The organism is Streptomyces sp. C1-1 (assembly GCF_050214755.1).
Lineage (GTDB): Bacteria > Actinomycetota > Actinomycetes > Streptomycetales > Streptomycetaceae > Streptomyces.
Genome location: NZ_CP189827.1, coordinates 211,574 through 236,770, shown reverse-complemented (window position 1 = coordinate 236,770; position 25,197 = coordinate 211,574). Strand labels below are relative to the sequence as shown.

The 25,197-nt window shown below is 65.8% G+C and carries 28 protein-coding genes; 8 read left to right on the top strand and 20 right to left on the bottom strand.

The genetic code is table 11. The annotated features are described in order from the left end of the window. Positions 1-131: 131 nt before the first annotated feature. From ACQF4J_RS47440 to ACQF4J_RS47415, 6 genes are all read right to left on the bottom strand, one after another. Positions 132-491, bottom strand: a complete 360-nt coding sequence (locus ACQF4J_RS47440; RefSeq protein WP_427169008.1) for an IclR family transcriptional regulator domain-containing protein — start codon at positions 489-491, stop codon at positions 132-134. Between the two features lie 283 nt (positions 492-774). Further along, entirely contained in the window at positions 775-1,158 is a 384-nt protein-coding gene (locus ACQF4J_RS47435; RefSeq protein WP_427168869.1) for an MmcQ/YjbR family DNA-binding protein, read from the bottom strand. Between the two features lie 117 nt (positions 1,159-1,275). Then, a complete protein-coding gene (locus ACQF4J_RS47430; RefSeq protein WP_427168868.1) occupies positions 1,276-2,193 on the bottom strand; it encodes an NADP-dependent oxidoreductase in 918 nt (305 codons plus the stop codon). Positions 2,194-2,245: 52 nt separating this feature from the next. Continuing rightward, positions 2,246-2,893, bottom strand: coding sequence for a nitroreductase family protein (locus tag ACQF4J_RS47425; protein WP_427168867.1), 648 nt, complete (start codon positions 2,891-2,893; stop codon positions 2,246-2,248). Between the two features lie 55 nt (positions 2,894-2,948). Further along, positions 2,949-3,773: an isocitrate lyase/PEP mutase family protein gene (locus ACQF4J_RS47420; protein ID WP_427168866.1), complete on the bottom strand. Its 825-nt coding sequence runs from the start codon at positions 3,771-3,773 to the stop codon at positions 2,949-2,951. Positions 3,774-3,853: 80 nt separating this feature from the next. Then, positions 3,854-4,402, bottom strand: coding sequence for a carboxymuconolactone decarboxylase family protein (locus ACQF4J_RS47415; protein ID WP_427168865.1), 549 nt, complete (start codon positions 4,400-4,402; stop codon positions 3,854-3,856). Between the two features lie 186 nt (positions 4,403-4,588). Here ACQF4J_RS47415 and ACQF4J_RS47410 point away from each other — a divergent pair, with 186 nt between their 5' ends. Then, positions 4,589-5,242, top strand: a complete 654-nt coding sequence (locus ACQF4J_RS47410; protein ID WP_427168864.1) for a TetR/AcrR family transcriptional regulator — start codon at positions 4,589-4,591, stop codon at positions 5,240-5,242. A gap of 356 nt (positions 5,243-5,598) precedes the next feature. On the opposite strand, the gene ACQF4J_RS47405 is transcribed toward ACQF4J_RS47410, so the two are convergent. Then, positions 5,599-5,766: a DUF3103 family protein gene (locus ACQF4J_RS47405; RefSeq protein ID WP_427168863.1), complete on the bottom strand. Its 168-nt coding sequence runs from the start codon at positions 5,764-5,766 to the stop codon at positions 5,599-5,601. Between the two features lie 137 nt (positions 5,767-5,903). On the opposite strand from ACQF4J_RS47405, the gene ACQF4J_RS47400 reads away from it, so the two are divergent. Beyond that, complete coding sequence (locus ACQF4J_RS47400; RefSeq protein ID WP_427168862.1) at positions 5,904-6,056, top strand: hypothetical protein; 153 nt, start codon at positions 5,904-5,906, stop codon at positions 6,054-6,056. 127 nt (positions 6,057-6,183) lie between these two features. Here the strand turns inward: ACQF4J_RS47400 and ACQF4J_RS47395 are convergent, their stop codons facing one another. Then, the gene (locus tag ACQF4J_RS47395; RefSeq protein WP_427168860.1) at positions 6,184-6,609 is read right to left on the bottom strand and encodes a hypothetical protein; all 426 of its coding nucleotides are present in this window, start codon (positions 6,607-6,609) and stop codon (positions 6,184-6,186) included. A gap of 259 nt (positions 6,610-6,868) precedes the next feature. Between ACQF4J_RS47395 and ACQF4J_RS47390 the strand changes: the two genes are divergently transcribed. Further along, positions 6,869-8,653, top strand: coding sequence for an RNA polymerase sigma factor (locus ACQF4J_RS47390; protein ID WP_427168859.1), 1,785 nt, complete (start codon positions 6,869-6,871; stop codon positions 8,651-8,653). Between the two features lie 129 nt (positions 8,654-8,782). Here ACQF4J_RS47390 and ACQF4J_RS47385 read toward each other — a convergent pair whose 3' ends face one another. Then, entirely contained in the window at positions 8,783-9,154 is a 372-nt protein-coding gene (locus tag ACQF4J_RS47385) for a hypothetical protein (protein WP_427168857.1), read from the bottom strand. A 266-nt stretch (positions 9,155-9,420) separates the two neighbouring features. Between ACQF4J_RS47385 and ACQF4J_RS47380 the strand changes: the two genes are divergently transcribed. Beyond that, on the top strand, positions 9,421-9,792 hold the full coding sequence (locus ACQF4J_RS47380) for a hypothetical protein (protein ID WP_427168856.1): 372 nt from the start codon (positions 9,421-9,423) through the stop codon (positions 9,790-9,792). 38 nt (positions 9,793-9,830) lie between these two features. On the opposite strand, the gene tgmC is transcribed toward ACQF4J_RS47380, so the two are convergent. The 9 genes from tgmC to ACQF4J_RS47335 all read right to left on the bottom strand — a co-directional run bounded on the left by tgmC (position 9,831) and on the right by ACQF4J_RS47335 (position 18,902). Beyond that, positions 9,831-10,949, bottom strand: coding sequence for an ATP-grasp peptide maturase system methyltransferase (tgmC, locus tag ACQF4J_RS47375; protein WP_427168855.1), 1,119 nt, complete (start codon positions 10,947-10,949; stop codon positions 9,831-9,833). Continuing rightward, positions 10,946-11,893 carry an ATP-grasp ribosomal peptide maturase gene (tgmB, locus tag ACQF4J_RS47370; RefSeq protein ID WP_427168854.1) on the bottom strand — a complete coding sequence of 316 codons (948 nt, stop codon included), beginning with the start codon at positions 11,891-11,893 and terminating at the stop codon, positions 10,946-10,948. Before tgmB ends, tgmC begins: the two co-directional genes overlap by 4 nt. Next, positions 11,890-12,183 (bottom strand): putative ATP-grasp-modified RiPP, encoded by a 294-nt coding sequence (tgmA, locus tag ACQF4J_RS47365; protein ID WP_427168853.1) that lies wholly within the window; start codon positions 12,181-12,183, stop codon positions 11,890-11,892. Before tgmA ends, tgmB begins: the two co-directional genes overlap by 4 nt. Positions 12,184-12,290: 107 nt before the next feature. Continuing rightward, complete coding sequence (locus ACQF4J_RS47360; RefSeq protein WP_427168852.1) at positions 12,291-13,109, bottom strand: zinc-dependent metalloprotease; 819 nt, start codon at positions 13,107-13,109, stop codon at positions 12,291-12,293. Beyond that, a complete protein-coding gene (locus ACQF4J_RS47355) occupies positions 13,106-13,972 on the bottom strand; it encodes a hypothetical protein (RefSeq protein WP_427168850.1) in 867 nt (288 codons plus the stop codon). Before ACQF4J_RS47355 ends, ACQF4J_RS47360 begins: the two co-directional genes overlap by 4 nt. Positions 13,973-14,271: 299 nt before the next feature. After that, positions 14,272-15,630, bottom strand: a complete 1,359-nt coding sequence (locus tag ACQF4J_RS47350; protein WP_427168849.1) for a glutamine synthetase family protein — start codon at positions 15,628-15,630, stop codon at positions 14,272-14,274. Continuing rightward, positions 15,630-17,147 (bottom strand): amino acid permease, encoded by a 1,518-nt coding sequence (locus ACQF4J_RS47345; RefSeq protein ID WP_427168848.1) that lies wholly within the window; start codon positions 17,145-17,147, stop codon positions 15,630-15,632. The genes ACQF4J_RS47350 and ACQF4J_RS47345 overlap by 1 nt, the downstream gene beginning before the upstream one ends. Positions 17,148-17,235: 88 nt before the next feature. Further along, entirely contained in the window at positions 17,236-18,237 is a 1,002-nt protein-coding gene (locus ACQF4J_RS47340; RefSeq protein WP_427168847.1) for a hypothetical protein, read from the bottom strand. 53 nt (positions 18,238-18,290) lie between these two features. Next, the gene (locus tag ACQF4J_RS47335; RefSeq protein ID WP_427169007.1) at positions 18,291-18,902 is read right to left on the bottom strand and encodes an ATP-binding protein; all 612 of its coding nucleotides are present in this window, start codon (positions 18,900-18,902) and stop codon (positions 18,291-18,293) included. A gap of 339 nt (positions 18,903-19,241) precedes the next feature. Between ACQF4J_RS47335 and ACQF4J_RS47330 the strand changes: the two genes are divergently transcribed. Genes ACQF4J_RS47330 through ACQF4J_RS47315 form a run of 4 tightly spaced genes read left to right on the top strand, consistent with a single transcriptional unit; the run spans position 19,242 to position 21,200 of the window. Next, complete coding sequence (locus ACQF4J_RS47330) at positions 19,242-19,661, top strand: hypothetical protein (protein WP_427168846.1); 420 nt, start codon at positions 19,242-19,244, stop codon at positions 19,659-19,661. Beyond that, a complete protein-coding gene (locus tag ACQF4J_RS47325) occupies positions 19,621-20,145 on the top strand; it encodes a DUF6879 family protein (protein ID WP_427168845.1) in 525 nt (174 codons plus the stop codon). The genes ACQF4J_RS47330 and ACQF4J_RS47325 overlap by 41 nt, the downstream gene beginning before the upstream one ends. A 7-nt stretch (positions 20,146-20,152) precedes the next feature. After that, positions 20,153-21,007 (top strand): helix-turn-helix domain-containing protein, encoded by an 855-nt coding sequence (locus ACQF4J_RS47320; protein WP_427168844.1) that lies wholly within the window; start codon positions 20,153-20,155, stop codon positions 21,005-21,007. Positions 21,008-21,017: 10 nt separating this feature from the next. Further along, on the top strand, positions 21,018-21,200 hold the full coding sequence (locus ACQF4J_RS47315) for a DUF397 domain-containing protein (protein ID WP_427168843.1): 183 nt from the start codon (positions 21,018-21,020) through the stop codon (positions 21,198-21,200). 187 nt (positions 21,201-21,387) lie between these two features. Here the strand turns inward: ACQF4J_RS47315 and ACQF4J_RS47310 are convergent, their stop codons facing one another. Together ACQF4J_RS47310 and ACQF4J_RS47305 are read right to left on the bottom strand one after the other, a co-directional pair. Beyond that, entirely contained in the window at positions 21,388-23,025 is a 1,638-nt protein-coding gene (locus tag ACQF4J_RS47310) for a UvrD-helicase domain-containing protein (RefSeq protein ID WP_427168842.1), read from the bottom strand. Then, entirely contained in the window at positions 23,013-25,016 is a 2,004-nt protein-coding gene (locus ACQF4J_RS47305; RefSeq protein ID WP_427168841.1) for an ATP-dependent nuclease, read from the bottom strand. The genes ACQF4J_RS47310 and ACQF4J_RS47305 overlap by 13 nt, the downstream gene beginning before the upstream one ends. Between the last annotated feature and the right edge of the window lie 181 nt (positions 25,017-25,197).

Sequence of the window (25,197 nt, the reverse complement as noted above, 5' to 3'; positions counted from 1 at the left end):
GAGAGATGTCCCCTTGTGTGGCTCCAACACATTGGGAATGACGGCATGCCGACGGCCGACAGCAGAGCCGCGTTGGTTGTCCTCAAAGGTGACGATGAAGGCGTCCTGACCGAGATGGCGGCGACCAGCTGTCAGTCCGGATCGTGGACCGGTACGGAGATGGAGAGTCGGATTTCGAGTCCTTCGGAGTTGATCGCCATGCCTGCGGCTCGGACGGGGAATGGCGTGGCGGCGAGGTAGTCGGCCAGTTCGGTCGGGTCGAGTGAGGCGAGCAGAACGTGTCCGGTGGCGGAGGCGTAGAGGGGGATGCGTGCGCCGACACGTATGCCGGTGTTGATGATGCGGGTGCCTTCGCTGCGTGCGATGAACAGCGAGTCGTTGTCGTACCGCACTGCCAGTGAGGCGGACTCGTCGATCGATTCGCGGATGGCGGCGAGGTGCGGCTGGGCAATTTTGGGGAGCTCAGCCGATTCGGTGTAGGTCGCGCCGATGCGCAGGATGCGGGGCGTGGGTGCGGAGAACTTGCCGTCGCCTCACCAACCTTGACGGCCTCCGCGCCGCCGCGCAAGCCGATGGTGTCACCGGCGCAGCGGCGTCCGGGACGGCCGCAGCCGCCGTATCGGAGCGGACGAGGCTGAGGACTTCGTGACCGGCGGATGAGGCCGGGGACGACAACCGAACCGATGCTGCCGCTGGCGGCGGTGACGAACACGCGCACGGGGAGGCACCGGAAGACTGCTGCGACGCTGCGTCGCAGGATGGACATGGCGAGGGTCAGGCGTGGCGGTGGTAAGTGTGGGGATCCACGGGTTGCTTGGACTTGGGAAGCCCGCCGACCACGAGACGGTAGGAGTCGGTGACGAGGTCCTTCACCAGGTTGCCGTCGATGGCGTCTCCACCCTCGACCGTGATCCAGTGTCTCTTGTTCATGTGGTAGCCAGGGGTGATGTCGGCGTACTGCTCACGCAGGGCGGTGACGTCGTCCGGATCAGCCTTGAGGATCACGACGGGGCGTCCCGGCATGTCGGTGATCAGCATGAAGACCTTGCCGCCCACCTTGTGCAGCTCCCAGTCGGGGGCGAAACGTTGCTCCTGGTCGGCGCCGGGCAGGTCCGCCGTGTGGTCACGCGCGATCTTCTGCAATTCCTGTCCGTCCAAAGGTGATCAACTCCTCTGTCGGTTCGAGTGCCTGGCGAGTGTCGGTTCGGGTCCTACCGCCGGCCGTGGCGTGGTTCAGGACCAAGACCTGCAGGTAGGACCCTGGCCGTCCACTGGCTACGGGAGGACGCGGATGACGGTCTTCCCGAGGCGCCGCGTGGTGGGGTTGAGGGCGTCGATGGCATTGTCGAGGCTCGCGATGTCACCGATGTTGGTCCGCAGCCGTCCGTCCCGCACCCGTTGCACGATCTCACCGAGTTCGGCGCGATCGGCTTCGACGACGAAGTCCACGGCCAGGCCGTCAGTGGGCCGTGCTTCCACCGGGCCGACGATGGACACCAGGGTTCCTCCGGCCTTGATCAGGGCGGCGGACTGCTGTTGAACGGCGCCACCGATGACGTCGAAGACCAGGTCGACGTCGCCGACGTCTTTGAGCGCGTCGTTCTCGAGGTCGACGAACTCGTGGGCGCCGAAGTCGAGGGCCTTCTCGCGGTCGGCGGCGCGGCCGGTGCCGATGACGTAGGCGCCGGCTTCACGAGCGAGCTGGGTCACCATCGTCCCGACTGCCCCGGCTGCGCCATGGGCGAGGACGGTCTGGCCGGCCTGAAGCCGGCCGTGCTGGAACAGTCCCTGCCACGCGGTCAGACCTGAGATGGGCAGGGATGCGCCTACCGTGAAGTCGACGTCGCCCGGCAGCGGAGCGAGGTTGCGTGCTTCGATCGCCACGTACTCCGCGAGGGTGCCGTCGCGGTGCCAGTCGGCGAGGCCGAACACCCGCTGCCCGATCGAGAGGCCGGTCGTGCCGTAGCCGAGAGCGGTGACCACTCCGGCCAGCTCATGGCCGGGGATCGACGGTGTCTTGTCGTGGCCAGCGCGATCGGCCCAGGTCGAGGGCCACTCCATTTCGGTCGGGACGAATCCCGATGCATGGATCTGAACGATGACGTCGTTGATCGCCGGGATCGGCTCAGGCCGCTCCGTCAGCGTCATTCCGGCCGTTCCTGCGGCCTGGTCGGTGACCACAATGGCTTTCATCGAAATGCTTCCTTCTCGAATGTGTGGTGAGGGTTGGTTTCCGAGCGGGTTCCTAGATGAAGGTGAACAGCTGGTCGGCGTCGAAGCGCGAGATCGGAGTGGTGTACACCTTCTCCGGGTCGGGGTAGCCGAGGGCCAGCAGCACCGTGGTGGCGTGTCCGCTCTCGCGGATCTTGAAGGCCTTGTCGACGGTGGTCGGGTCGAACCCCTCCAGCGGCGTGGCCTCGACGCCGAGTTCGGCGGCCGCCATCATGGTCAGGCCCACCGCCATGTAGGTCTGCTTCTCCATCCAGTGGTTCAGGTCCTTGTAGCCGTAGTTGCGCAGGTTGAGGAAGTCCCGGGTCATAGATTCCCACCGCTCCTGCTTGGACAGGTCGGGGAACCGGCCGTCGACCTTCTCTTTCGCGAACACCGCTTCGAGGTGAGCGTCGGGCAGATCTGCCCGGGTGGTGAGGATGATGGTGTGCGACGCGTTAAGGATCTTCTCGGCGTTGTCCTGGAACCGTTCGCCCAGGTTGTTGGCGAGCCGCTCTTTGCCTTCGGGCGTGGCGAGGACGTAGAAGTGGTTGGGCTGTACGTTCACCGACGACGGCGTGGAGCGCAGGAACCTCAGCAGCTGCTGAAGGGTTTCCTCCGGAATGGTCTTACTGGGGTCGAAATACCTGGTGAGGTGCTTGTTCATGAGCTTATCCAGATTCATGTCTGCCTTCTTCGTGCAATGAGTGGGTAAGGGGCGGTGGCCCGCAGGGTCTGGGCTAGTGCGTGCCGCGGGCGAGTAGTTCGCCGATGCGCTCGAAGCTGATTCCTGTCGTTGCCGAGGCGAGGTCACCCGCGACGAGAGCCTTGATGGCCTGGTCGAGTGCCTCCATCGCGTGGGTGTAGAGCGCTGGACCCACGCTGATGCGCTTGACCCCGGCCTTCTGCAGTTCGGCAACGGTCAGCACCCTGTCCGCCGGCGAGATGAGGACATTCACCGGTGTCGGTGCGACTGCGGTGACGATCGTGATGACTGCGTCGAGGTCGGGCGGGAAGGGGGCGTAGAGCACGTCCGCGCCGGCCTCGGCGAAGGCCGTCAGACGCCGAATGGTGTCGTCGAGATCGGGCCGCCCCTGGAGGAAGTTGTCGGTGCGACCGGTGACGACGATGCGTCCCTTGGCCGCGTCAACGGCGCTGTGTACGCGGGTTACTGCCTCGTCGAAGTCGCGGATCGGTTGTCCAGGATTGCCCGAGGTGTCTTCGATCCCGATACCGGCCAGGCCGGACTCGACGGCGGCTTCCACGGTCGCGGTGACGTCTTCGAGCGTGTCGCCGTAGCCGTCCTCGAAGTCCCCGTTGACGGGCAGCTCGGTGAGCTGGCCAAGCAGCCTCGCATGCTCGAGGTGTTCACTTCGGGTCACTTCGTGTCGCCCGTCGGACCGGCCGAGCGTGGTGGCGAGTGCCGCCGATGATGTCGCGATCGCCTCGAAGCCGGCGTCGGCCAGCATCAGCGCCGAGAGGCCGTCCCATGCGTTCGGCATGACGAGGCCACCGTCGCGAGTGTGTAGCGCCATGAAGCGCTCATAGAGTTCGGAGCCCGGCATGTCGATCCTTTCCGCATGAACGTTGTGGGGCGGTGAAGGGGTTACCGGCTGTATGAGCGGACGCGACGGGGGCCCGGCGATCAGGAGCGCGTAGCGGCCGAGTTGACGGCGGGGATGTCGATGTCGGTCTGGTTGACGTTGTTGACGAAGTTGGTCAGCAGGACCTGCACCACCACCGTCACGATCGCCAGGATCTGTGCGTCGGTGTAGCCGGCGTCTCGCACGGCTGCGAGGTCGGCGTCGCTGACCTGACCGCGGTCCTCCACCACCTGCTGAGCAAAACGAGCGACCGCGGCACGCTGGGGGTCGATGGAACTTCCGGCCCGGGCCAGGTCGATGTCATCGCTCGACATGCCGCCGAGTTTGGACGATACGTAGGTGTGCATTGACAGGCAGTAATTGCAGCCGTTGGCCTGTGACACGGCCAGTGCGATGGTGTGCCGCGTCTTCGCGTCCAGAACCCGGCTCAAGGTGCTCTGCAGAGTCACGACGACGTCGAGGACGGTCGGGTTCGACGCGAGGGTCGCGAACATGTTCGGGATGAAGCCGAACTGCCCGCCGATGTTGTCGAGGATGCCCTTAGCGCCGTCCGGGACGTCGTCGGGGGAGGGAACGGTCAGGCGTGACATGGCGAATCAACCTCCGGTGAGTTGTGAAAGGTCAGCGTCGAGCCCGGGGCGGTTCTTACTGCTGCAGAGATCCAGTCGCCGTTGTGACGCGACCCCTGCGACATTTTTGGGCTGCTCGGCCCACTTTCTGGAGTGAACACCATTCGTTTCTGGGCTGTCAAGCCCAATCTGCGGTATCGTTGAAGCATGGTCACGACTACGGCAGCTCCAGCGCCTCACGAGCTCACATCGAAGGGGCGGGCGACGCGCGCCCGCATCGTGGAGCACGCTGCGGAACTCATCTACGCAAAGGGAGTCCACGCGACGAACAACGAGCAGCTCCGCCGCGCCGCCGGCGTCAGTGGATCGCAGCTCAACCACTACTTCCCGACCAAGGAGAGTCTCGTCCTGGCCGTGATCGCCTGGCAGGCCGAGCGCGTCCTCACGTTCCACCACGATGAGCGGTTCAGCGGCTTCGACAACCTCGACGCGCTCCGGGAGTGGGCTGATTTCTACGTCGGCTACGAGCGTGCCTACCAGGAAGGCTGCACCCTCGGTTCCCTGGCGAGCGAGATCATCAAGACTGACCTCGACGTTCACGAGGAGCTCGCGAGTGCGTTCGGCAAGTGGCGGGAGATCTTCCGCGATGGAATCCAGCGCATGCAGCAACTCGGCCGTATCAGCGCTGAGGCAAACCCCACGCAACTGGCCCATCTGTTCCTTGCTGCCTTCCAGGGCGGCATGCTCCTCGCCCAGGTCGCGCGGGACATCGCTCCACTGAAGGACGCGTTGCAGGCTGCCATCGATCACCTGCAGACCTTCACGACGTCCCCCGACGCTGACGTAGTCCAAGCTCGATAGCCGCTTCCACCCGTATGGGTCGGCGGAGCGTGTCGCGGTGTACGTCGTTCCGGGGCTGGGCAAGGCGACCACGGGGCTGCTCTGGTGCGGCTGACCCTCTCGCCTCGGGCGCGCACTCGACCCTTGCGGTCCTCGCGAGCACTCTGATTGGTGTACGAGGCTGTCGCCGGCACCGCGGCCGCATCGCCGTCCGCTCCCGCAGCAACATGCACCGACAAGGCTCGAGCTGGCGGCTGGCAACCGGAGTGCGCATGGTGCCTCTACGAGTAGGCGTGCCCTGATCGGTGATGGTGAGCAGTGCGGTGGCGATGGCCTTGGCCAGATCACGGTAGTTGTGCTGGCGTCCTCCTCCGCCATCACCGCGTCGGCCAGGGATTGGGTCGATAGACCGTTCGCTCATTGTCGAGATAGGGCATGTCGACGGGGTCGACCCGCAATTTGCCGTCCTGCCCGAAGCCGGTGACGAGAGTGTAGATCTCGGCATCGCCCTTGATCCAGGGCTCCTCGTCGTCGGACAGCTCCACCGCTGAGATGGGGTGGACGATGTGCAGCGACGTGCGTGCTGGGTCTGCTGCTCCGGGCGAGGCGGGACCAGCCGGCCCCCTCGCGGGTTCTGGTGTGCTGTCGTGTGCCGGGAGCAACGGCTGCTCCTTCCTGTGGCGTGATAGCGCTGGAACCGGCCGAACTCAAGCGCCTGGTGATGGAAGGCGTCGACGGCTACATGGACTGGGAGATCCTCGCCGAGGTCATGGACGAGGAAGAGCAGCAGCGCACTCAGCTCGCCACCTTGCTCGGTCGGCAGCAAGGCGGCTGACCGAGCGCACGGACTCAGCATGCTGGTGGGGCCCACCGCTCACTTAGCGGTGGGCCCCACCAGCGCCTGCGTGGTTTCCCCCAGTTCCGGGTTTCGGCAAACTCCGAAGTCGGGAGGCGGATTTGTCCTACGGTGTAGGTCTGTTTCCGGCGGGGCGACGGCGTCGCGGCGGGGAACTACGGCGCGAGGTGGATGGTGCCTGCACCTGGCTTCCGGCCGTCGCGGGCTCGACCTGCAGCACTGTGTCTACGGTCGTGGCGGCGACCGGATCCGGGGCGTGAAGGGCAACGGTGAGTTCGATGAGCTGTTCGGCCGTCAGCGGCGTTGCGAGCTTGCCTTTACGGACCAGCCAGCGTAGTTGGCGCATGTGCGGTGGGCTGAGCCAGCGGAACACGCCGTTCACCACCTCCTTGCCGTGCCGGGTGAGCAGCGCCGTGCCGAGGGTGACCATTGCCGTGACGATCACTCCGCCCCAGCCGTGTGCGGCCGCGACAGCGGCAGTCGGGCCCCCGGCCGCACCGCTCGCCAGCAGTGTTGTCACCGAGTTCCTCATGCCGTCCACCTCCCGCTGCGCCGCGTGCCGCTGCGGCGCCGCTGCCGGTGCTGACCTGCTCTGCGGACCATCGTCTTCTCCTCAGGCTCGGGGCCGTACGGAGGGGCAGGTCGGGGAGTTCACGTTTTTCCCGGGAGCCGGCCGGACTTTTTCCAAGATTCTTTTCGAGCGCATGCCGCGAGCGGGCCGTGGCCCGGTGTTCGGCTGCGCACACATGGTTCGACTGGCTGGCCTCACCATGGGAAGGGGACCGATTTTTGTGCCCGAGACGATGAGCCCGGCGGAGAGGGAAGACGCGGACGACGGGGCCCTGCTGGACGTGCTGGAGGCCATTCCCCGGCCCTCTGTCGAGACTCGTAGACGTGTCTACGACCAGATCGCCCGCCGCCACCAGGACGCGATCATCCGTCTGATCGCCAGGGACATGGGCGACGACCTCGCCGGAACCCACGACGTAGTCCAGGAGACCTTCACCGACGCCTTCGTGTACCTGGAGCGCAAAACGACCCTGCCGCCGCCCCGGCTGCTCGGCCCTTGGCTGCGCGGTGTGGCCCGGAACCGGATGAAGGCCTATTGGCGCAAACACCGCGAACGTCCAGCGGCGGACGAGAACGCAGTGGGGGAGCTGAGCGACCAAGAACTGACCCGGGACGCGACGATCCGCGACGACCTGGGAAGAACAGCAGAGGCGCGGCGTCTGATCGCCGAGGTCGAGGCCGCTCTGAGCGAGGACGACCAGCAGCTCTTCCGCCTCCGGTTCACCGAGGGGCTGAGGCCCGCCGAGATCGCCGAACTACTCGGCACGAACGCTTCCACCACCGGAAACCGCTGCAGCGAACTCACCAGGAAAGTCGGCCGTTACTGCGGCCTGCTCCTTCTAGTACGCGGCGACCGCACGAACTGCCCAGATTTGCGCGCCATTCTGGAGATGCACGAAGAAGAACACGGCTCGAAGTTCACCGCCGAACTGGCTAAGGCCGTACAACGGCACCTCGACACCTGTCCGACCTGCGGCGACTGCGCCGTCTGCCGAGCCGAAAAGCGAGTCCTCCTCAGCCAGGCAGCCCCGGTCGTCTTTCCGCTGTTGCTCGCTCTCGGTCTGCGCCGCGAGATCGCCCGCCGCATCAAGGAAGTCTGCTACAGCGGCCCAGCTCCCGGTGGCCCGCCATCCACGGCATTGCCGGAGTCCGCGCCCGCCACGCAGCCCGTCCCGACGCGAGCCGGCCGAGGACCACGAAAGAGGCGTTTGGCGCTGAAGGCGGCGCTCGTCATCGGCGCACTGATCGCGGGCGTTGCCACCGTACGAGCCGTCTGGCCGGACGAGCCGAAGACAGCCGAGCCCGAGAACGTCCGGTTGGCGGCCGACATCCGCGACGCGATGCTCGCACAGGGCCGTCTCGGTGCCACCTTCGAGGCCCGGTGGGGCGGTGACCCGGACTTCTTCGTCGGCACTGCCCGTCTCGACATGCGAAGCCGGACCGCGGTCAACGCCGCCACCCATGTCCTGTACGACTACGGAGAAGGCCACGGCTGGTACCCGCCAGAGATCGTGCTCATCGGGAACCGCGCCGTAGTCACACCCGACAAGGAGATGGCCGCAACACAGGGCGGGCAGAGAACCGTCTCCGACGCCACCGCGGCATCCAACGACCTCCCTGTGAAAAACGCGCTGGAGGCTCGATGGCTGGCCGAACCCGCCAATCTCTACGCGCTCCTCGACGACGCGACCCGCTTCAGGACCAAACAGGCTGGCATCACTCGTACCCTCACCGGCAGCACACCTCTGCGCACCCTGGCTTCCGACATCGCTGTCGGCCGCCTCTACCGCCCCTACGCAGCCAAAAAGCCCAGCGGTCTCGTCAGTTTCATCCTGACCGTAGATGCCCGTGACCTACCCAAGAAACTCGTCATGAAGGTTCCTGCCACCCCTACGGTCACCAAGCAGCTCTACGATCCATTCACTGTGACCTACAGCGGTTGGGCCCAAGGCAAACCGATCATCGCGCCCTCCGGACCTACGCCGTCCCCACAGTGGAGCGCATGAGGCCGTGAGGGGCCAACATCCACGTCGGCATGGGCTGTTGTTCCGGCGTTCTGCGCGACGCCCTCTGCGTGCTGTCCCGCGGGCCTCGCTTCCGCGGCGAGGGGTTTCCGGAACGGGTCCGGCGCCAGATCAGTGCCTGCGATATTCCTCCCAGGAGACGGCTGCCTCTTGCATGGGTTTGGCCCAGTTGTCGGAGCTTTGTGCCGCGATGGAGTCCCATAGTCGCCGTTGGGCGCGGGCGAGGGTGTTGAGGCCTTCGTTGGGGGCTTGTTGCCAGGCTGGGTGTGCGGCGGCGGCTTGTTCGGCCTGCTGGCAGGTGTGGCCGTGGGCGATGAGCCAGAGCAGCCACAGGGCGGGGTCGATCCAGGCGGCGCCGGTGGAGGCCCACCCCCAGTCCACGAGCCGGGCGTGGTGTCCGATGATGAGGATGTTGTGGGGGTTCCATTCGGTGTGCAGGAGGTGGTTGCCGGCGAACCAGGACAGGTCTGCGGGATCGTCCACCGCGCAGGCGGTGCGACATGGTTTTCAGGTCGAGAGCCGGGTCCGGGATGTGGGAGAGCTGGATCATGCTGGCCGTGACGGCGGGCAGGTCGGAGGAGGCGGGCGTGTAGTCGGCGTGGTGTCCTTCGAGGTATTCGAAGGCCAGCAGGCTCCAGCCGTCGGCCTCGCAGTGCCACAGCAGGCGCGGGGCGATGCCCGGCACCTGAGGGCTGATCTGCGCTTCTCGTGTCTGGGTCCACGCGCGGGGGTGATCTAGGGGCAGGCCCTTGACGAACATGGTGCGGTTGGCGGTGGTCACGCGGGCAGCGATGGCGCTGTTCAGGCCTGCGCGGATCATGGCGATGTTGACGACGGGGCTGCCGCTGGCTTTTTCGATCAGTCGCAGCACGTCGTCGGGCAGCTCGGTGAGCCGCTGCGTGGGCATTCGGGGGGCCTTTCGTGCGGGCGTGGTGCTGGGTCCACGGTCGAACGCGGCCCCGGCGGGCTGGTTTCTCGTGGTGCGGATTGTCGTCGCCGCAGCCGGGCAAGGCATCATCGAGAAGCGTCTCCTCGCCTGCGCCCCGGACGACGTCCTTGCGGACCCCGAGGAAGAGAGGACAGTCTGCGGGGCGCGGGTCATTCGAGCACCGCAGCTATGAAGTCAACCTCTCTTCGTGAGCGAGGCCGGTGGCGCGGTTTACCAGTGAATGCTCTGGCCTGCCGATGTGATGCGGATGGTGGCCTCTTCCAGCGCTGGCGTGCCGGCCGCATGCCAGCGGCTGAGTTGATCCTCGACGGCGTCCCAGAGCGGTTCGGGGCCGCCTTGCCGGACGATCCAGCGGCCGTCCTCCTTGTGGAGGGCGGCGAATGATCCGGTCTCGGTGTCGATGAGGACGTCGTCGTTGTGCTGGCCGTCGCCCAGTTTCAGACGCTGGGCGGTCGGCACGGCGAACTGTGCGACGAACCGGCTCGTCCAACCGTCCAGGACATCGGCGCCGATGATGGCCTTGCGCTGCTTGCCGACGCCGAGGTCTGGAAGCATGCCAAGTGAGGGCGCCTGGTGAGGTCGGGCGAGCATGAAACTCACCTGCCCGCCCAGCGCGGGCCCGGAGGCTGTGCCGTCTTCGTGGACGGTCAGACGCACCAGTTCGGAGGCGTTCAGCCAGCCGCCGATGGTGGTCAGGATCTGCCCGCCTGGCCGGGTCTGCTGAAGCCAGGCTGCGGGTACGGTGCGGACGGCGCACGTGGCGATGATCCGGTCGTACAGTGCGCCCTGGCCTCCTCCTTGGAGTCCGTCGCCGGTCAACAGGTGCGGATACATACCGAGTCGGCCGAGCGCCTCCCTGGCCCGCGAAGCGACGTCCTCGTCGTACTCGATCGAGGTGACGTTGCCGTCGCCCAGGCGCGCGCAGAGCACCGCGGTGGAGTAGCCGGTGCCGGTGCCGATCTCCAAGACCTTCATTCCGGGCTGGACGTCGAGGTCTTCGAGCATGCCCAGGACGAGGGAGGGCAGTGTGCTCGAGCTGGTCGGTTCCCGCATGATCTCGCCGCGGATGTCGGCCGGCTTGATCGTGCCCGCGATTTGCGTGACCAGGGATTCATCGGCATAACAGGCCTCGAGCCACCCTTCGCCATCCTCACTGACCGGGGTCCAGGCGGTCGGTGACGTGCCGGGCACCATGCGGAAGTACCCGTTGCGGAGGAACTCGTGCCTCGGTACGGCCGCTGCGGCGTCCTTCCACGGTTGTGATCGCAGCGAACCACTGGCGGTCATGGTGTCGATGAGCTGCCTCAGGTGCTTTTCGTGGTCGCTCACGGCTTCCTTTCCAGGAGGTCGACCAGGGTCGCGCACATGGGCAGGCCGGTCTCGCGTTCCAGCCAGTACCACTGGCCGGAGGGGTTGCATTCCAGGAACCACCATTGCCCGGCGGCGTCCACGGCGAAGTCGAAAGCGCCGAAGTGGAGCCCGAAGTGATCCAGATACTCGTGGAGTGCCAGCTCAATGTCTGCGGGCGTCTCTACGGCGGTGTAGCGCAGGCGGCTGTAATCGGTTCGCCAGTCCAGGAGATCGGAGTCGATCCGGACGCTGAAGGTGTGCCGTCCCATCACGGTTACGCGGATGTCGGCCGCCTTGGGTATGCGTTTTTGGAACAGGTGGGCAGTGCCGGCAACCCTGTCGTCGATGTCCTCCGCGGTCACTTCGGCGATCTTGACCACGGACGAGACGTCGCCGATCCGATACAGGGGGTTCCACAGGGGTTTGTAGATCGTGGGACCGTGCTGCTTGATGAAGGTCCTGGCAGCGTCAGGGTTCGACGTGATGAGCGTGGGCGGCACCCGCAGGCCAGCCTTGGCGGCGGCGGCCAGACCGGACGGTTTGAATTCGGCGTCACCGGTGTAGTGCGGATGATTCACATACAGGCAGTTCGGGAGTGATGCGATTACGCCTCCAAGGCCGTAGCGGGCTTGGGTGATGGCGAACCTTGCGTCCTGCTGGTCGAGGTGCGGGAAAGCGAAGCCGCTCGGGCGCCGGTAGTACAGAGCGCGGACGTTGCCGAGGTCAGCGGTGCGCGAGGGGGTTTCAAGGCGTCCCCGGAGGCCGTCCTGAGTGATCTCGGCTTCCACCGACAGTGAGGCGGGGAAGTCCCCTGCGTCGAACCGCACGACCGGGATGCCCCGGTCGTGCAGCTCGGCTATCACTACGTCGGCGGTGGGGTCGTACAGGCTGGTGACGACCAACACCGGGCGCAGATCACTCACTGGTCGCTGTCACTTCCCGTGTCGCTGTCCTGAGTGGATCCGTTGCCGTCGGGGCTGGTCCCGGTGGCCGGAGAGGTGCCGGTACTGGTGCCGTGGCCGGGCATCTCCATCACCTGGCCCGAGCGGTCGAAGAACACGGCGGCCTGCGTACTCGGGTCGAGCTCGACCCGGGCGTGTTCTGCAGCCATGGTTGGGTAGGGCGCCATGCGGGTGAGACCCCACGGGGCAGGAGTGATGGTTCCCTGCGGGATCGCCGGGCTTGTGGGCAGGCGGTCAGAGTGGACGAACATACGTCTCCTCAAGTCGGAGTTTCACGGCGGGTATTGCCGGGAGAGTTGAGCCCGGCGGCAGGGGGGCTTGTGGGATGGCGTGCCTGTACAGGGCGGATGGCGTGGTGTCAGACGGCGATGCGCCGGCACCAGGCATCGGGGTCAGCGATCTCCCGTGCGGTGGGCAGGAGGGCGGTGTCCTTCCAGACTCGGTTGATCAGATCGGTGCCGTGAGCTTGCACGGTGTGGGCGATGAGCCGTGCTCCTTGCTGGTAGGCGGCGCGGCTGGGGCCGAGGCGGCGGATGCCGGGGATACTCGCGTGGAGCCGGTAGCGCCAGGAGCGGGGGGCTTGCTGGTGGTGGTCGACGGGCCGGCCGACGAGGCGGGTGGTGACCTGCTGGTCCACCCAACTCGCGTGGCCTTCCAGGACGGTGGAGACGCCTTCTTTGCTGATCTGCCGCTCTGCGGGGAAGAAGGTGTGCCACACGGTGCCCGCGCGGGCTTCGGCCTGCAGGTGGTGCACCAGTTCGTGGGCGACCATCTGGTGCAGGCACTGGTCGTCGGCGAGCAGCCCGGTGTGGTGCAGGGCCCGGGGCGCGAGGATGGTTTGCGTGTCCCCGTCGCTCCCCTTCACGGTCTGCCCGAGGATCAGAGGCCAGATGAGTGCCGTGAAGAGGTCGGTGACCTTGAGCGCGCCGCGCAAGGCGTTGATCTTCTCCGGCGGCAGGTCGAGATCCGTGATGTCCCGTTGCAGAACGCGTTCCCGGCTCTCCCGGGAGACGTGGCGCCACGCTGTGGGTGTCAGCAGCCGGAAGCGGACTTCCGGCGGCAGGGGGAGGCCGGTGGTTTCCACCACGTGGGGGGCCACGATGTGCAGGGTGGTGAAAATCTGTTCGCTCAACTCGGGATGGCGGCGGGTGTCGTCGAGGACGACGAAGCGGGTCACAGAGCACCTCCCCTCAGGCTGGCTGTGGGTATCCGGCGATGCTGTTTGGCTATGCCGGCGAGCTTGGAGGCCCCTATGGGGGCTGTGACGGCAAGAAGAACCTTGGTTACGAAGGGGAGGGGAGCGGGCGCATACATGAGCGCTGCAGCGCCGTTGTAGAGGGCGTGGCCGGCCGCCAGGGGTGCCACGGCCTGGTAGCGGCGGTAGAGCCAGAGGTGGCCTGTGGCGTAGCCGCCCATGGCGAGGGCGGCCAGCCCCATGTAGCCGTGCAGGACGGTCTCGACGGCGCCGACGGTGGTGTAGATCTGCCAGGCGGGGCGGCCCGCGGCGGCCAGGAGTCGGCTGACGGCCCCGATCAGCACGACCTGCTCCACCAGGACGGTCATCACCGACAACCAGGCCAGGGCCAGGGGGGTAGTCGCGTTCAGGGCGACACCCTGATCCATCCCCACCAGCAGCCAACTGTCGAAGCCGGCCAGGGTGAGCAGCCATCGGCCGAAGGCGCTGACGACGCCCCCGACGAGGCAGACGGCGAGGGCGGCGGAGGTGAGGGTCCATGTGGTGCGGCGCTGCTCGGGCGTGGCCACCGCACAGCCGGCCCGCAGCGCTGTGCCGTTGGCGCGGCAGACCTCCCATGCCAGCCAGGCGAGCACGACCCCGTACGCGACATCGCGCTGCGCCGGGACGCCGGAGGCTGCCGTGTGCAGGAAGGCGATACCGCCGAGGGCGACGAGCACGTAGCGGCCCATGCGCCGTTGCGTGGATGTGTCCGTTCCGCGGCAGACGAGGGCCGTGGCGAGCCATGCCAGCGCCACGCACAGGAACGTGAAGTCGACCCAGGCCACGTCGGAGGGGGACAGCACGGGATCGCCGTCCGAACCGTCGATGAAGGTTAGAGCAGTAGTAACAGAGGGGCCCGAGGCGAGGGTTATGAGCGCGCCGGCGAGTGTGAGTAACCGCAGCGGGCCAGGGGTGCCGCACGGCGCGCAGGACGCGCTCGGCGGCGGAACGGATGGGGTCATTTCCTCTACTTCGCATGGTGCGGCAGACGGTTCGCTGCCGCTGCTCGAACAAGGGCGCCCTCGCTGCCCCGCCGTCCGGCTGGGGCAGCGAGGAGTGGGGCCCTGCCGCCGAGGGGGAGTTCACCCGGCGGCAGGGGGTCTCAGCGGATCCCGCGTTGCCGTTCCAGGTCGGTAACCTGGTGGCGGTGCCAGTCGAGGTCGGCTCTGGCGGCGTGGGCGTAGTGGCGTACGACGTCCTTGCCGAGCAGGAGGTGGGCGACGGTGCTGTGCTCGAAGTAGGCGAGTGCTTCGGCGAGGTCGGGATACAGGGGGATGGAGTTGCGGTCCTGGTAGGCGTCGCCGTCGCAGGCCGGCCGGACCGTCAGTTTCTCCCTGATGCCGTGGGTGATGGAGGCGGTGTAGGCGGCGAGGGCGAGGTAGACGTTGGCGTCGGCGCCGGCCAGTCGTACCTCGAGATGGGCGCCCGCGTCGTGGCCGGTGACGCGGACGGCGCAGCCTCGGTGGTCGAAGCCCCAGTTGAAGCGGGTGGGGGCGAAGGAGTGCGGTCGGTAGCGCTTGTAGGAGTTGGCGGTGGGCGCGTACAGGGGCGCCAGGTGCGGGAGTGCGGAGATCAGCCCGGCCGTGGCCTGCGCCATCGCGGGCGGCGGCTGTTGGCCGCGGCGGTGGGCAAACGCCGGTGCGTGCTCGTTCCACAGAGACAGGTGCAGGTGCAGGCCGCTGCCGACCCCGGTCTGAGGGGCGGCCATGAACACGGCCGTCATGCCGTACCGGGCGGCGATCTGTCCGACGAGGTACCGGAAGAGGGTGTAGTGGTCGCAGGCGGTGAGGGCGTCGCCGTAGGGGAAGGTCACCTCGCACTGGCCGGCCGCCCCCTCGGTCTTGAAGGCCTCGTACCCGATCCCGGCGTCGCTCAGCGCCTGGCCCAGGTGGTGGAGGAAGTCGCTGATCTCGGGCGGATGCTGCAGGGCGTAGTCCAGGTTCGCCGGCCAGGCCGGGACCGGGCCCTGCGGGCCGTTGGTGTAGAGCACGAACTCGACCTCGACGCCGACCTTCACCTCGTATCCCAGGTGGCGCAGGCGATCGAGTTGCGTCGCCAGCAGGTGCCGGGGCGCCACCTGGACGGGGGAGGCGTCGTCGTGGACGGGCGTGCCGAAGACGAGGGCGGTGCCGGGCCGGTGCGGCAGCATGCGGACCTGGTCCAGGTCGGGGATGACGAGGAAGTCCCCGAACCCTTGGTCCCAGCCGGTGCAGTCGAACGTGTCCAAGGGTGTCATGTCGACGTCGGTGGCCAGGATGTAGGAGCACATCTCCGCCCCGCCGGTCATCCGGCTCAGGAAGACGGAGGCGTTGAAGAGTTTGCCCATCAGCCGCCCGTGCAGGTCGGGCACGGCCAGCATGATGTCGGTGACTGCCCGGTCCTTGAGCAGGCGCTGCAGTGAGCTGCGGTTCACCGGTCCTGCGGGCCACGGCGTCGCGGTGGGGTCGGTGGTGGCGTTCATCAGAAACCTTCGCTGAGCAGGGCTTCGCCGGGCTGGGCGGTCGCGGCGGCGGTGAGCTGGTAGTCCCGCTTGCCGCGGGTGATCCAGGTGGCCCATGCCAGCAGCAGCGCGGCCAGCAGGGTCACCCCGGCGTAGTTGAAGGAGTCGGTGCTGATGGGCGTGGACTGCGGAAGGCAGAACACGATCGTGATGACCGTGACGTAGGCGACGGCGAGTACGCTGACCGGCTTTCGCCAGCGGCCCAGGCTCCACGGGCCGGACTGGTAGGCGCGGCCTTTGCGCAGGGCGAGGTAGACGGGGATGCCGTAGGCGGGGATCATGCCGACGGCGTTGATCGCGGTGATCGCACCGTAGGCGGCCGGCGACCACAGGGCGGGCAGGGCCAGGATGAACGGCACGACGATGACGCACCACACCGCCCGAGTCGGCGTCTTCGTGCGCTCGTTGACCCGCCGCCAGGACTGCCAGCCGGGCAGGGCGCGGCTGCGGGAGAACGCGTAGACCATGCGGCTGGCGGCGGCGACTTCGGCGTTGCCGCAGAACAGCATCGCCACGACGACGAGTGCCAGCAGTGCCTTCGCTCCGCTCGCGCCCAGGGCATCGAGGAAGATCTGCGCGGGCGGCACCCCGGTCGGCGTGTTCTGGGTGGCCGCGTAGTCCTGCATCGCGAACAGCAGCCCGGCCAAGAGCACGAATCCGGCCGCCCACGAGACCCAGATGGAGCGGACGATGCCGCGGGGCGCGGCCATCTGGGCGTCGCTGGTCTCCTCGGCGACGTGGGCGGAGGCGTCGTAGCCGCAGAATGTGTAGCCCGCCAGAAGGGAGCCGATGAGCGCGACGTAGAGGGGGTGGGGGAAACCGGTGTCGTTGTGGAAGTGGGTGAACACGAAGGCCGGTGACCGGTGCGCGGTGGGGGCGAGGGTGAGCGCGGCGACGATGACGGTGACGCCCGCGAGTTGCCACCACACGGAGACCGCGTTGAGGGCGTTGACCAGGCGCACGCCGGCGGAGTTGAGCAGGCCGTGCAGCAGCAGGATGCCTCCGAAAATGGTCATGGTGATGCTGCCGGTGGGGGTGATGCCCCATTGCATCTGGGCGAATGCGTCGGTGAAGACGGCAGCGCCGTAGTCGATGCCGGCGATCGCTCCCAGCAGTCCGAGCAGGTTGAGCCAGCCTGTCATCCAGCCCCAGCGGGCGCCGCCGAGTTTGTCGGCCATGAAGTAGGGGCCGCCCGAGGTCGGGTAGGCGGAGACGACATCCGCCAGGGACAGGCCGACCAGCAGGGTCATTGCACCGATGACGATCCAGCTGCCGAGCATCACCACGGGCCCGCCGTGTGCGAGGCCGAAGCCGAACAGGCTCATGCCGCCGGCCAGGATGCAGATCACCGAAAACGAGATCGCGAAGTTCCCGAACACGCCCATCTTCCGGGAGAGTTCGGGCTTGATCCCGAGGGCGGCCAGGACGTCGTCGTCACTGCCGTCATGGGCAAGGGTGCTGGTTCTTCTGCGTAACACCAGAGATCCACTTTCACAATCGAAGGGGTAAGGGACAAAGACGCGAGGAGCGTCGACCACGCGCACGGGCGGGGAGGTGCGGGACGGTTCACCAGCGCGGGCGCTCGCGCAGGGTGGCGCTGCGGATGCGTAGGAACTCGGTGGTCCAGTCGTAGCTGCGGCCCAGACTGCGGTTGATCGTCTGCCACGGCTCGGGGGTGGCATACGGGCCCATCGCCTCGAACACCGCCCGTGCGTCCTCGCCGCACGCCACCAGAGCGTGCGCGAGGTGATTGAGATCCAGCAGCGACAACCAGGCGTGATGCACCGCAGGGACGGAGGCGAACCAGCGATCCCGGGCCTGGCACGCATAGTGCGCCACCTGCGCGGTCTGCCAGAATTGCAGGGCACTGCCGTGCCCGTTTCCGTGCCGGGCTGCGTAGACGTCACGTAGCGCGTACAGCGGCAGAAGATCCAGCTCAAGGTTGGTGGGCTGGCTGGCAACGGCCCACGCCGAGTAGCTCATGGCGGCTGTGGGGCCGCCGCGGTGGAGGAAGAATTCACGCATGCGGTGATGTCCCTCCCGGTTGCCCGGATCACGCCGGTTGATCTCCTCCAGCAGCGGCCACGGCCCCCGAAGCGGCATGGTCGGATCCCTCAACCGATCCCACGGCAGCGGACGCGACCGCCACTGGGGGTCGAAGTGGTAGGGATCGAAGGGCAACTGCGTCAGCTGCAGCAGGCAGACCCACGCCACTGGACACTCCGGCCGCAGCGTCATCGCCTTGATACAAGCCTGCCGCGCCAGCCCCGCCGCCCGGGCCACCAAGTCCTTGGTCCTGCCGGAGCGGTGGGCGGCGAGCGCGGCCCGGGTGAGTACCCGAGCCCACATCATGTACGCATCCGCGCTGCCGGATTCCTCCCCCAGCCATGTCTTGAAGACACCGCCTTCTCCCGCTCCTGCGGCCAGCAGCTGACTCCGGCGCGTACGCAGAGGCCAGTTCGGACCCGTCCGCGCCAGCAGATCCCGCGCGGCCCGGTAGCGGCCCAGTTTCAAATCCTCTATCGCGGCCCGCAGATCAATGTCGGCGCCGACCGGACTGACGATCAAATCGGTATGGGGCTCCGTGCCCCTTTGAACGGCGGGGAGATTGGCGTTGGTCGTTAACGGCCTGGGCATCGAGGCATCCGCTGGGTAGGGGTGGTGGTCTGGGGGAGTTGCCCGTGCGGCAGGTCTTCTGCGCGGCCGGGGGTGACGCGGTGTGCCGGGTCGTCTGAGGGGGCGGGGACGGTTATTTGTTCCTTGGTTGAACTGCGGCTGGGCAACGCGATACAGGCCCAGACCTGGGTGCCGCTGGGGTTTGTGGTTGCGTGCCAGCGGGTGGCAAGTGCCTCAACCAGACAGAGCCCGCGCCCGTCCTCGGCATCCTCAGCCGCAGTGCGGTGGATGATGGGGGAGCGGGGCCGGCCGCGGTCAGTGACACTGACCCAGACGTGATGAGGGGCCAGCCCTAGCATGACGGTGATGTCTTCAGCACGCGCGTGCACGACCGCATTGGTAGCCAGCTCGCTGGTGATGAGTGCCAAACCTTCTACGGCTTGACGGCGTACATGCCAGGTCCGGCAGGTGTTGATCACGTGCGTGCGGGCTGCCCGTGGCGTGTGCAAGGAGCGGCCGGACAGGTTCCAGGACGCCGACAGATGCTGCTCATAGCGGGGCAGGGCGCTAGTCGGAAACGGCGTGTCGGGCAGTGCTGTACGTAGGGCGGGCAGCATCGCCCACACGACGCCCGAAAGATCGGTGGCCGGGTGGGGGATCACGGTGTGGCCTCCGGGGTGCTTGTGGATTCAGCTCGGTCTAGTTGCCCCAGGCACAAGTGAGGACTCAGGCTGTTGCTTCCTGAGGCTGTGGCAGAGCTGGTTGGTGGTTCTGAACACGTGCAACGCCACCTGCAGGATGGGCGGCTGGGACTCGCTGTCGACCGTAGAGCTGTAGCGCTCGAACTAGCAAAGAGATTGCGCGAGTTTGCAGCAGAGCGATTGACCGGCTGAAATGCTAAGTGGAGCATCGTCATGTCGCGCAAACCTCAGCAAGACAGCAGACAGGAGAAGACCATGAAGTTACGGTTCCTCGGTAAGAACTCCACGGTCGGTGACTGCCCGACCCTGTACGCCACTGACCGGGACACCTATCTCGTCCAGGGGTGGAAGGTCTTCGCGAACGACCTGTTGATGCAACTTGAGGTCTTGGAGGGGGAGACGGTGGTGGAGGTGCCCTCGGAGTTGTTCGAGCACCTCACGAAGGACGGCCTGCCCACTGGGGAGATCAAGCGCATCGATGATCCGATTATGATTCTGACGCCGACCGGTACGTTCGTCGTGCAGGGCCGTGAGGTGACCGATCCCGAGGCCCTAGCCCAGATGGAAATTCCGGACTACGAGAGCGTGGTCGAGGTTCCTGTGGCCGCGATCACCGCCTTACTGGAGGAGCCCCGTGGAGCTGATCTCAAGCGTCGAGCGCAACCAGCTCTTTGAGAGCTTTGCGTACGACGCATGCCATCTGGAGCTGAGGGACGACTACTCAGTTCCCGACGAGGACAGCCCGTTCACGAGCTGGCTCCGCGGCGAGACCGTCGACTACTCCTACATGGAGCCGTGGACGCAACTCGTGCGACGCGTCACCGCGGAAGGTAAAACGGTCCGCCGCATCCGAGTGATCACCGAGCCGCACACCCCCTACATCCAGTGGGAGCACGCCACCACGGCCCTCAATGAGAGGGCGGGTGAACAGATCCGCTGGCTGCCCCGTCGCAGCTTGCCAGAGAACATCACATTTCCTCTGGCAGGCAACGACTGGTGGCTTTACGACGATCGCCTCCTAGCCGTAGGCCACTTCGATTCCGAGGGCAGAGTGCTCGGATCACAGATCATCGAAGACCCGGACACGGTCGCTGAGTGTGCGCGTCTGCGAAACCTTCTGTGGGCCGCCGCCATCCCGCACCTCCAGTACAAGCCCTGACCGACTCGTGAGCACTCAAGTAGAAGAAGCACTGCAGGCGTTGGGTGCTCGGCTGCGCGGCTTCCGTAAGGACGCCGGCTTTGTCAGCGGCCGGGCATTCGCGCGCGCCACCTCCTGGCAGGAGTCGAAGGTCTCCCGCATCGAGAACGGCAAGCAGCGCCCCAGCGAGGACGACATCCGTGTCTGGTGCGAGACGACTGGCCAAGGTGACCAGTTAGGGGACTTGGTCGCGATTGTCCGTCACGTCGACGAGCTTTGGCTTGAGTGGCGTCGCCAACTCCAGACCGGCGTGGAGAAGCGGCAGCACAAAGCGATACCGGTGTACGCCAAGACCAAGGTCTTCCGCATCTGGCACCCCACGCTCATCTGGGGCACGCTACAGACAGCCGAATACGCCGCCGAGGTCTTCAGACAGGGTGTCAGTTACTACGAGATCCCGAACGACACCGAAGCTGCTGTAGCAAAGCGGCTTGAGCGCCAACAGTACCTCTATCAGGGTGATCGTATTTTCAACGTGCTGCTTGGCGAACAGGCCCTCTACACCAACTTTGGCGGTCCTGAGGTCATGAAGGGGCAGCTTGACCGCCTGCTGGCGGTGATGAGGCTTCCCCGCCTCAGCCTGGGCATCGTTCCCAGGGCTGCGCGAACGTCCATATGGCCGGGTAACGCGTTCTCCATGTTCGACGACCGGCTCGTCCTCGTGGAGACCTACTCGGCAGAATTCTCCGTCACGCAGCCCCGCGAAATTGAGTTGTACACCAGGGCGTTCGCTCTCTTGAAGCAGTCGGCGGTCTACGGCACGGCTGTCCGAGACCTCATATCCGCAGCGCTCCATACTTTTGATCAGATGCCGAACGACTAGGAGGAGCGCCATGCAACGTGACGACCCCCACTGGCGTACAAGCTCTTATACCGGGTCCGAAACATGTGTCGAAGTGTCTGACCGGGAACCCTTGGTAGTGCTGGTCCGCGACACGAAGGCACGCGCATACGGAAGCCTGGTGATCAAACGGGAGGCCTGGCGGGCGTTCGTCAGGTATGCCGCGCGACGGTAGGGCATGGTGAGCAAGCCGATGGCTGCTCAGACTTATTGTTCGAACTCCAGGGCTTCGTACCGGCGGGTAGTGGAATTCGGCGCGCTGAACGCGTGCCGTCTGGGACCGGATCGTCGCGGCCTGGGTGGCTGGCGACGATCGGGAGCTGGACGATGCGTGGGTAAACCAGGCTTTGTTGGTACACACCTCATGGGTGGATAGTGCCTGAAGCGAACCAGGCCTGGAGTGTCTGCTCTGCTCCATCTGGGAGATCGTCGATGAACACCACGGCCAGGCCGCGCTGCGCTCGCGAGCAGCAGACGTAGAACAGGTTGCGTGATCGTTCGGTGCGCTCGGCTTTATCGGTGCCTGCAAGCATCTTGCCGATGCTGTACCTGTTCCAGGAACGGTCGTCGACTACGACCATGACGTTCTCGAATTCGTCACCTTTGACGCCGTGCTGGGTCGAGAACGGGGTGAGTTCATCGATGAAGTGGGTGATGTTGATGACCTCACGGTAGGACACGGAGCGGAGGTTGTTGGAGAAGTCTGCTCGTCGCTGGTCCCGCTCGTCTAGGTCGCTGGCGGATCTCCGGCGTTCCAAATCCTTGAGCTTTCCCGGCAGGGCGAGGAGACGGCCGTCGGCCATCAGATCGAGCACGTCGCCGATCGTGCCGGTTGTGCGTATGGCGTCGAGTGCACGAACTGCGTCGCTGATAGCGCGTTTGTGGGCGTGACGGGTGATCCGTGTCCGTCCCTCGTCCAGCAGGTTGGTCAGCTCGGCGAAGTCGTTGTTGTGGAAGGCGGTGCTTACAGCTTCGATGCGGGTCAGGTACTGGATGTACGGCTCGTTGCGTGCCATAAGGTCGTCGGGACCGTAGCGGCCCAGCTTTCGGTACTGTTCCAGGAGGTTGGCGTACTCCAGGGTGCCGGCTATCCCTCGGTGGGTGAGCAGCAGGTACTTGGAGTTCTGTCGGGTCCAGCCGTTCCGGGCGAGGACTGCTTCGGCGGCGGTGAGTCGCACAGGGCCGGCCGGGATGCTGCTGTTGAGGAACAGGTGGACCTCGCCGGTCTGATGTTCCCCGACGGCGTCCTGGGTGAGCTCAGGACGCATCCGGTTGAGCACCTCGACAACGGGAGGCGAGCACCGGTAGTTCTCGTGCTTGGTGATCTCGGTGAGAAGGCCAGCCCGTTTCACCGCTCCGACGCCTGATTCGTAGATCTTCTGCATGGAGTCGCCGAAGAGACCGACTACGCATCTCTCGCGGCCTGCGCCTGCCAGATGATCCAGCAGCAGCTGGATCGTCTGGGGCGACGTGTCTTGGTACTCGTCGACAAAGATGACCGGGTACTTGCTGGTGATGATGCGTATGAGTTTGGGGTGAGCCGTGACGAGACGCAGCGACAGCGCGATGACGTCGTCGTGGGAGATGCGCCCCTCGTGCAGCCTGCGCCCGCGGTCGGAATACTCGATGGCGGGAGGATCGGCGACGTCATCAAGGTCTTCTGGTTTGGACAGGTCCTTGTTGTAGTCGAGGATTTGCTGCCAGAGCTCATGCTGGTACGGCTGGATGACGCTCCACAGGAATTCGTGGATGGTGCCGACATCGACGAGGGGATCTGCGGCGATGCGTTCGTGGATCTTCTTCTTTGCGACGTTGGTGTAGGTGATGCAGGCGATCCGCCAGCCGTGTGCTTCCAGGTCTGCACGGCGGTGGGCCAGGAGGTACTGCAGGGCGCGGACCAGGGTGGTCGTCTTGCCGGCGCCGGCCCCTGCCTCGACGAGGAAGCTGCGCCGGGCTTCCAGTTCGGTGGCGACGGCTTCGAGGGTGTCTAGGCGAGCCACTGCAGTCCTTCGGCGATGTAGCGGGGAACGGCCCAGTCCTCCAGGAGCATGACGTCGAAGGCGAAGTCCGTTTTGTGGTCGCTGAGTTGCTGTGCGATGTCGTAGGCCTTGGCTTCGATGTCGTCGGTGGTGGGGTCGGCCCCGACCTCTTTGACGAAGGCTCCTTTTAGGGCGAGTTGGCGGAAGCCGCGTACGAGGGGTTCTGCGTTGGCGATGATGAAGGCGTCCTCGAAGCTCCGCGCGCAGGCTCCCGAATCTGTCTCCGGGATCTGGTAGGCGACGCGGACATGATCCTGCTCCTTGTCAGCCGGGTCGGTGGCGAGCAGCTCGGCGACGCTGGACTTTGCGGGCAGCCAGGTCTTGAGCGTCGTATTCGAGGTGACCGTCTGCCCCTGGCCGGGTGGGCAGGCTTTGCGGTGCTTCGGGCACACGGAGTCGATGTCGGTGATGATCAGGGTCTTGACGTTCAGGAAGGCGAGCAGTTGCCGGAAGCGGACGGCGTAGGCGTCGCCGACCTCGATGACTGATACGTACTGGTGCAGCAGCTCCTTGGCACACCGCCGGACCATCTCCGGCAGGATCAGCCGTTCAGCAGTGCCCTCGATCAGGATCACCTTGTCGGCGAAGAACATGTCACACCGGTGCAGGACCATGTACTGGCGCAGGAAACGCAGGGTCTCGTCACCCTGTGGCGTGGCCTTCACGTTGGCCTCGAAGGTCGATAGATCCTTGACCGTGAGCTGCGGCTCGGCACGGTCGAAGTAGCGCACCGTGTGGAAGCCGCTGCTTGCGACGATGTGGGAGGAGTGCGTGGTGATGACCACCTGTACCTTCCAGCCCGTCTTACGGTCGATGAAGTCCTGGATGTTCTTGATGAACGTCTCCTGCATCTGGGGATGCAGATGAGCTTCGGGCTCCTCGATGAACAGCACCTGCAGCGCCGGCTTGGGCGTGGTGCGCTCGTAGGTCTGGTGAAAGCTGATGACTTGCAGGATCGTGAAGATCAGCTTGCTATAGCCCAGCCCGTTGTGACCTTCGGGCAGATGGAAGTCGTCGTCCCCGGATGGGTACTGGATGCGGGTACTGCCGCGGAGGATGCCGGAGGCCTCGATGAGGGAGACGATGCGGGGCTTCTGGACCGGAGTGATGGTGCCCACCCCGAAGGTACGCAGGTCCTCGAAGATCGGGTCGAACAGCGTGGCGTAGTTGTCGTCGAGCTGTTGCGAGGCGGACGCCAGAGCGGTCTCGATCTGCTCGATGCTCTGGTGACGGTCCTCGTGCCCGCTGTTGACCTTGTAGTAGGCCTCAAACGTCTTCGACAACGTGCGGGCCTTGTCGCTCGGTGTGTCATCCATCTTGGTCTGTGCGTAGACGAACTTGACCGAAATGATGGACTCGGCGGCGCCGCGCTTGATCTCCTTGCGGACGTTCTCGTCCAAGGGGCTGATCGCGCGATAGGTCGGCGTGAAGTAGTCCGAGAAGTTCTTGCGCAGCCACTTGATGCGATCGAACTGCTCCCGCTGGCTGGCCGACCAGAAGTCTTTGAGGAAGTCGTGCGGGCGGGTCACCTCCAGCACTGCTTCGATATTGACCTTGAAGCAGGTGTCGTCCAGGTCGAGGATCACACCAGTGAGCGGCGCGAGGTCGTCGTCTTCCGCGTACTCGATGGTGAGAACCAAGCGGATGGCCGGGACGAGGTCGTGGGCCTTGGTCAGGAGTTCCTCGCTCGTCTCGGCGTCGCCACGGCTGGCGTGTGCCTGAGCCTCGCCGAAGATCTGCCGCGCCTGCTCGATGTCGGCGATACGGGAGGTGGAAAAGTCCTCCAGGACGAATCTCGTGTCCTCCTCACCGAAGAACTTCTCGAAAAGATTCACGAACGACGTCTTGCCGCTGTTGTTGCGCCCGACGATGAGGGTGGCCTTCGGATCAACCCGGACGTCCACCCTCTCCAGGGCGCGAAAGTTGATCACTTCGGCATGCGTCAGCTGCATCTCACTCCCGGCATCGTTCAAAACCTCGCTCCCGGGACGGCATGCGCGTGCGACTACCGAGAGTCAGAGAAGTATCTGATGCGGAAGGGGTAGAGGTTCCCACTTGACTCAAAGTGATCAGAGGGGTGACGGATTGGGTCTGTTTCGGTCGTTCCTGATCGGTCTCTGTTATTGATCTTGC

What these genes read in the sequence shown, in the direction of transcription:
- ACQF4J_RS47395 (WP_427168860.1), bottom strand. Translation starts at nt 6,609, where the DNA reads ATGAGGAACTCGGTGACAACACTGCTGGCGAGCGGTGCGGCCGGGGGC.
- ACQF4J_RS47425 (WP_427168867.1), bottom strand. Translation starts at nt 2,893, where the DNA reads ATGAATCTGGATAAGCTCATGAACAAGCACCTCACCAGGTATTTCGAC.
- tgmA (WP_427168853.1), bottom strand. Translation starts at nt 12,183, where the DNA reads ATGTTCGTCCACTCTGACCGCCTGCCCACAAGCCCGGCGATCCCGCAG.
- ACQF4J_RS47350 (WP_427168849.1), bottom strand. Translation starts at nt 15,630, where the DNA reads ATGAACGCCACCACCGACCCCACCGCGACGCCGTGGCCCGCAGGACCG.
- ACQF4J_RS47335 (WP_427169007.1), bottom strand. Translation starts at nt 18,902, where the DNA reads ATGCTGCCCGCCCTACGTACAGCACTGCCCGACACGCCGTTTCCGACT.
- ACQF4J_RS47420 (WP_427168866.1), bottom strand. Translation starts at nt 3,773, where the DNA reads ATGCCGGGCTCCGAACTCTATGAGCGCTTCATGGCGCTACACACTCGC.
- ACQF4J_RS47430 (WP_427168868.1), bottom strand. Translation starts at nt 2,193, where the DNA reads ATGAAAGCCATTGTGGTCACCGACCAGGCCGCAGGAACGGCCGGAATG.
- ACQF4J_RS47315 (WP_427168843.1), top strand. Translation starts at nt 21,018, where the DNA reads ATGCAACGTGACGACCCCCACTGGCGTACAAGCTCTTATACCGGGTCC.
- ACQF4J_RS47330 (WP_427168846.1), top strand. Translation starts at nt 19,242, where the DNA reads ATGAAGTTACGGTTCCTCGGTAAGAACTCCACGGTCGGTGACTGCCCG.
- ACQF4J_RS47415 (WP_427168865.1), bottom strand. Translation starts at nt 4,402, where the DNA reads ATGTCACGCCTGACCGTTCCCTCCCCCGACGACGTCCCGGACGGCGCT.
- ACQF4J_RS47305 (WP_427168841.1), bottom strand. Translation starts at nt 25,016, where the DNA reads ATGCAGCTGACGCATGCCGAAGTGATCAACTTTCGCGCCCTGGAGAGG.
- ACQF4J_RS47410 (WP_427168864.1), top strand. Translation starts at nt 4,589, where the DNA reads ATGGTCACGACTACGGCAGCTCCAGCGCCTCACGAGCTCACATCGAAG.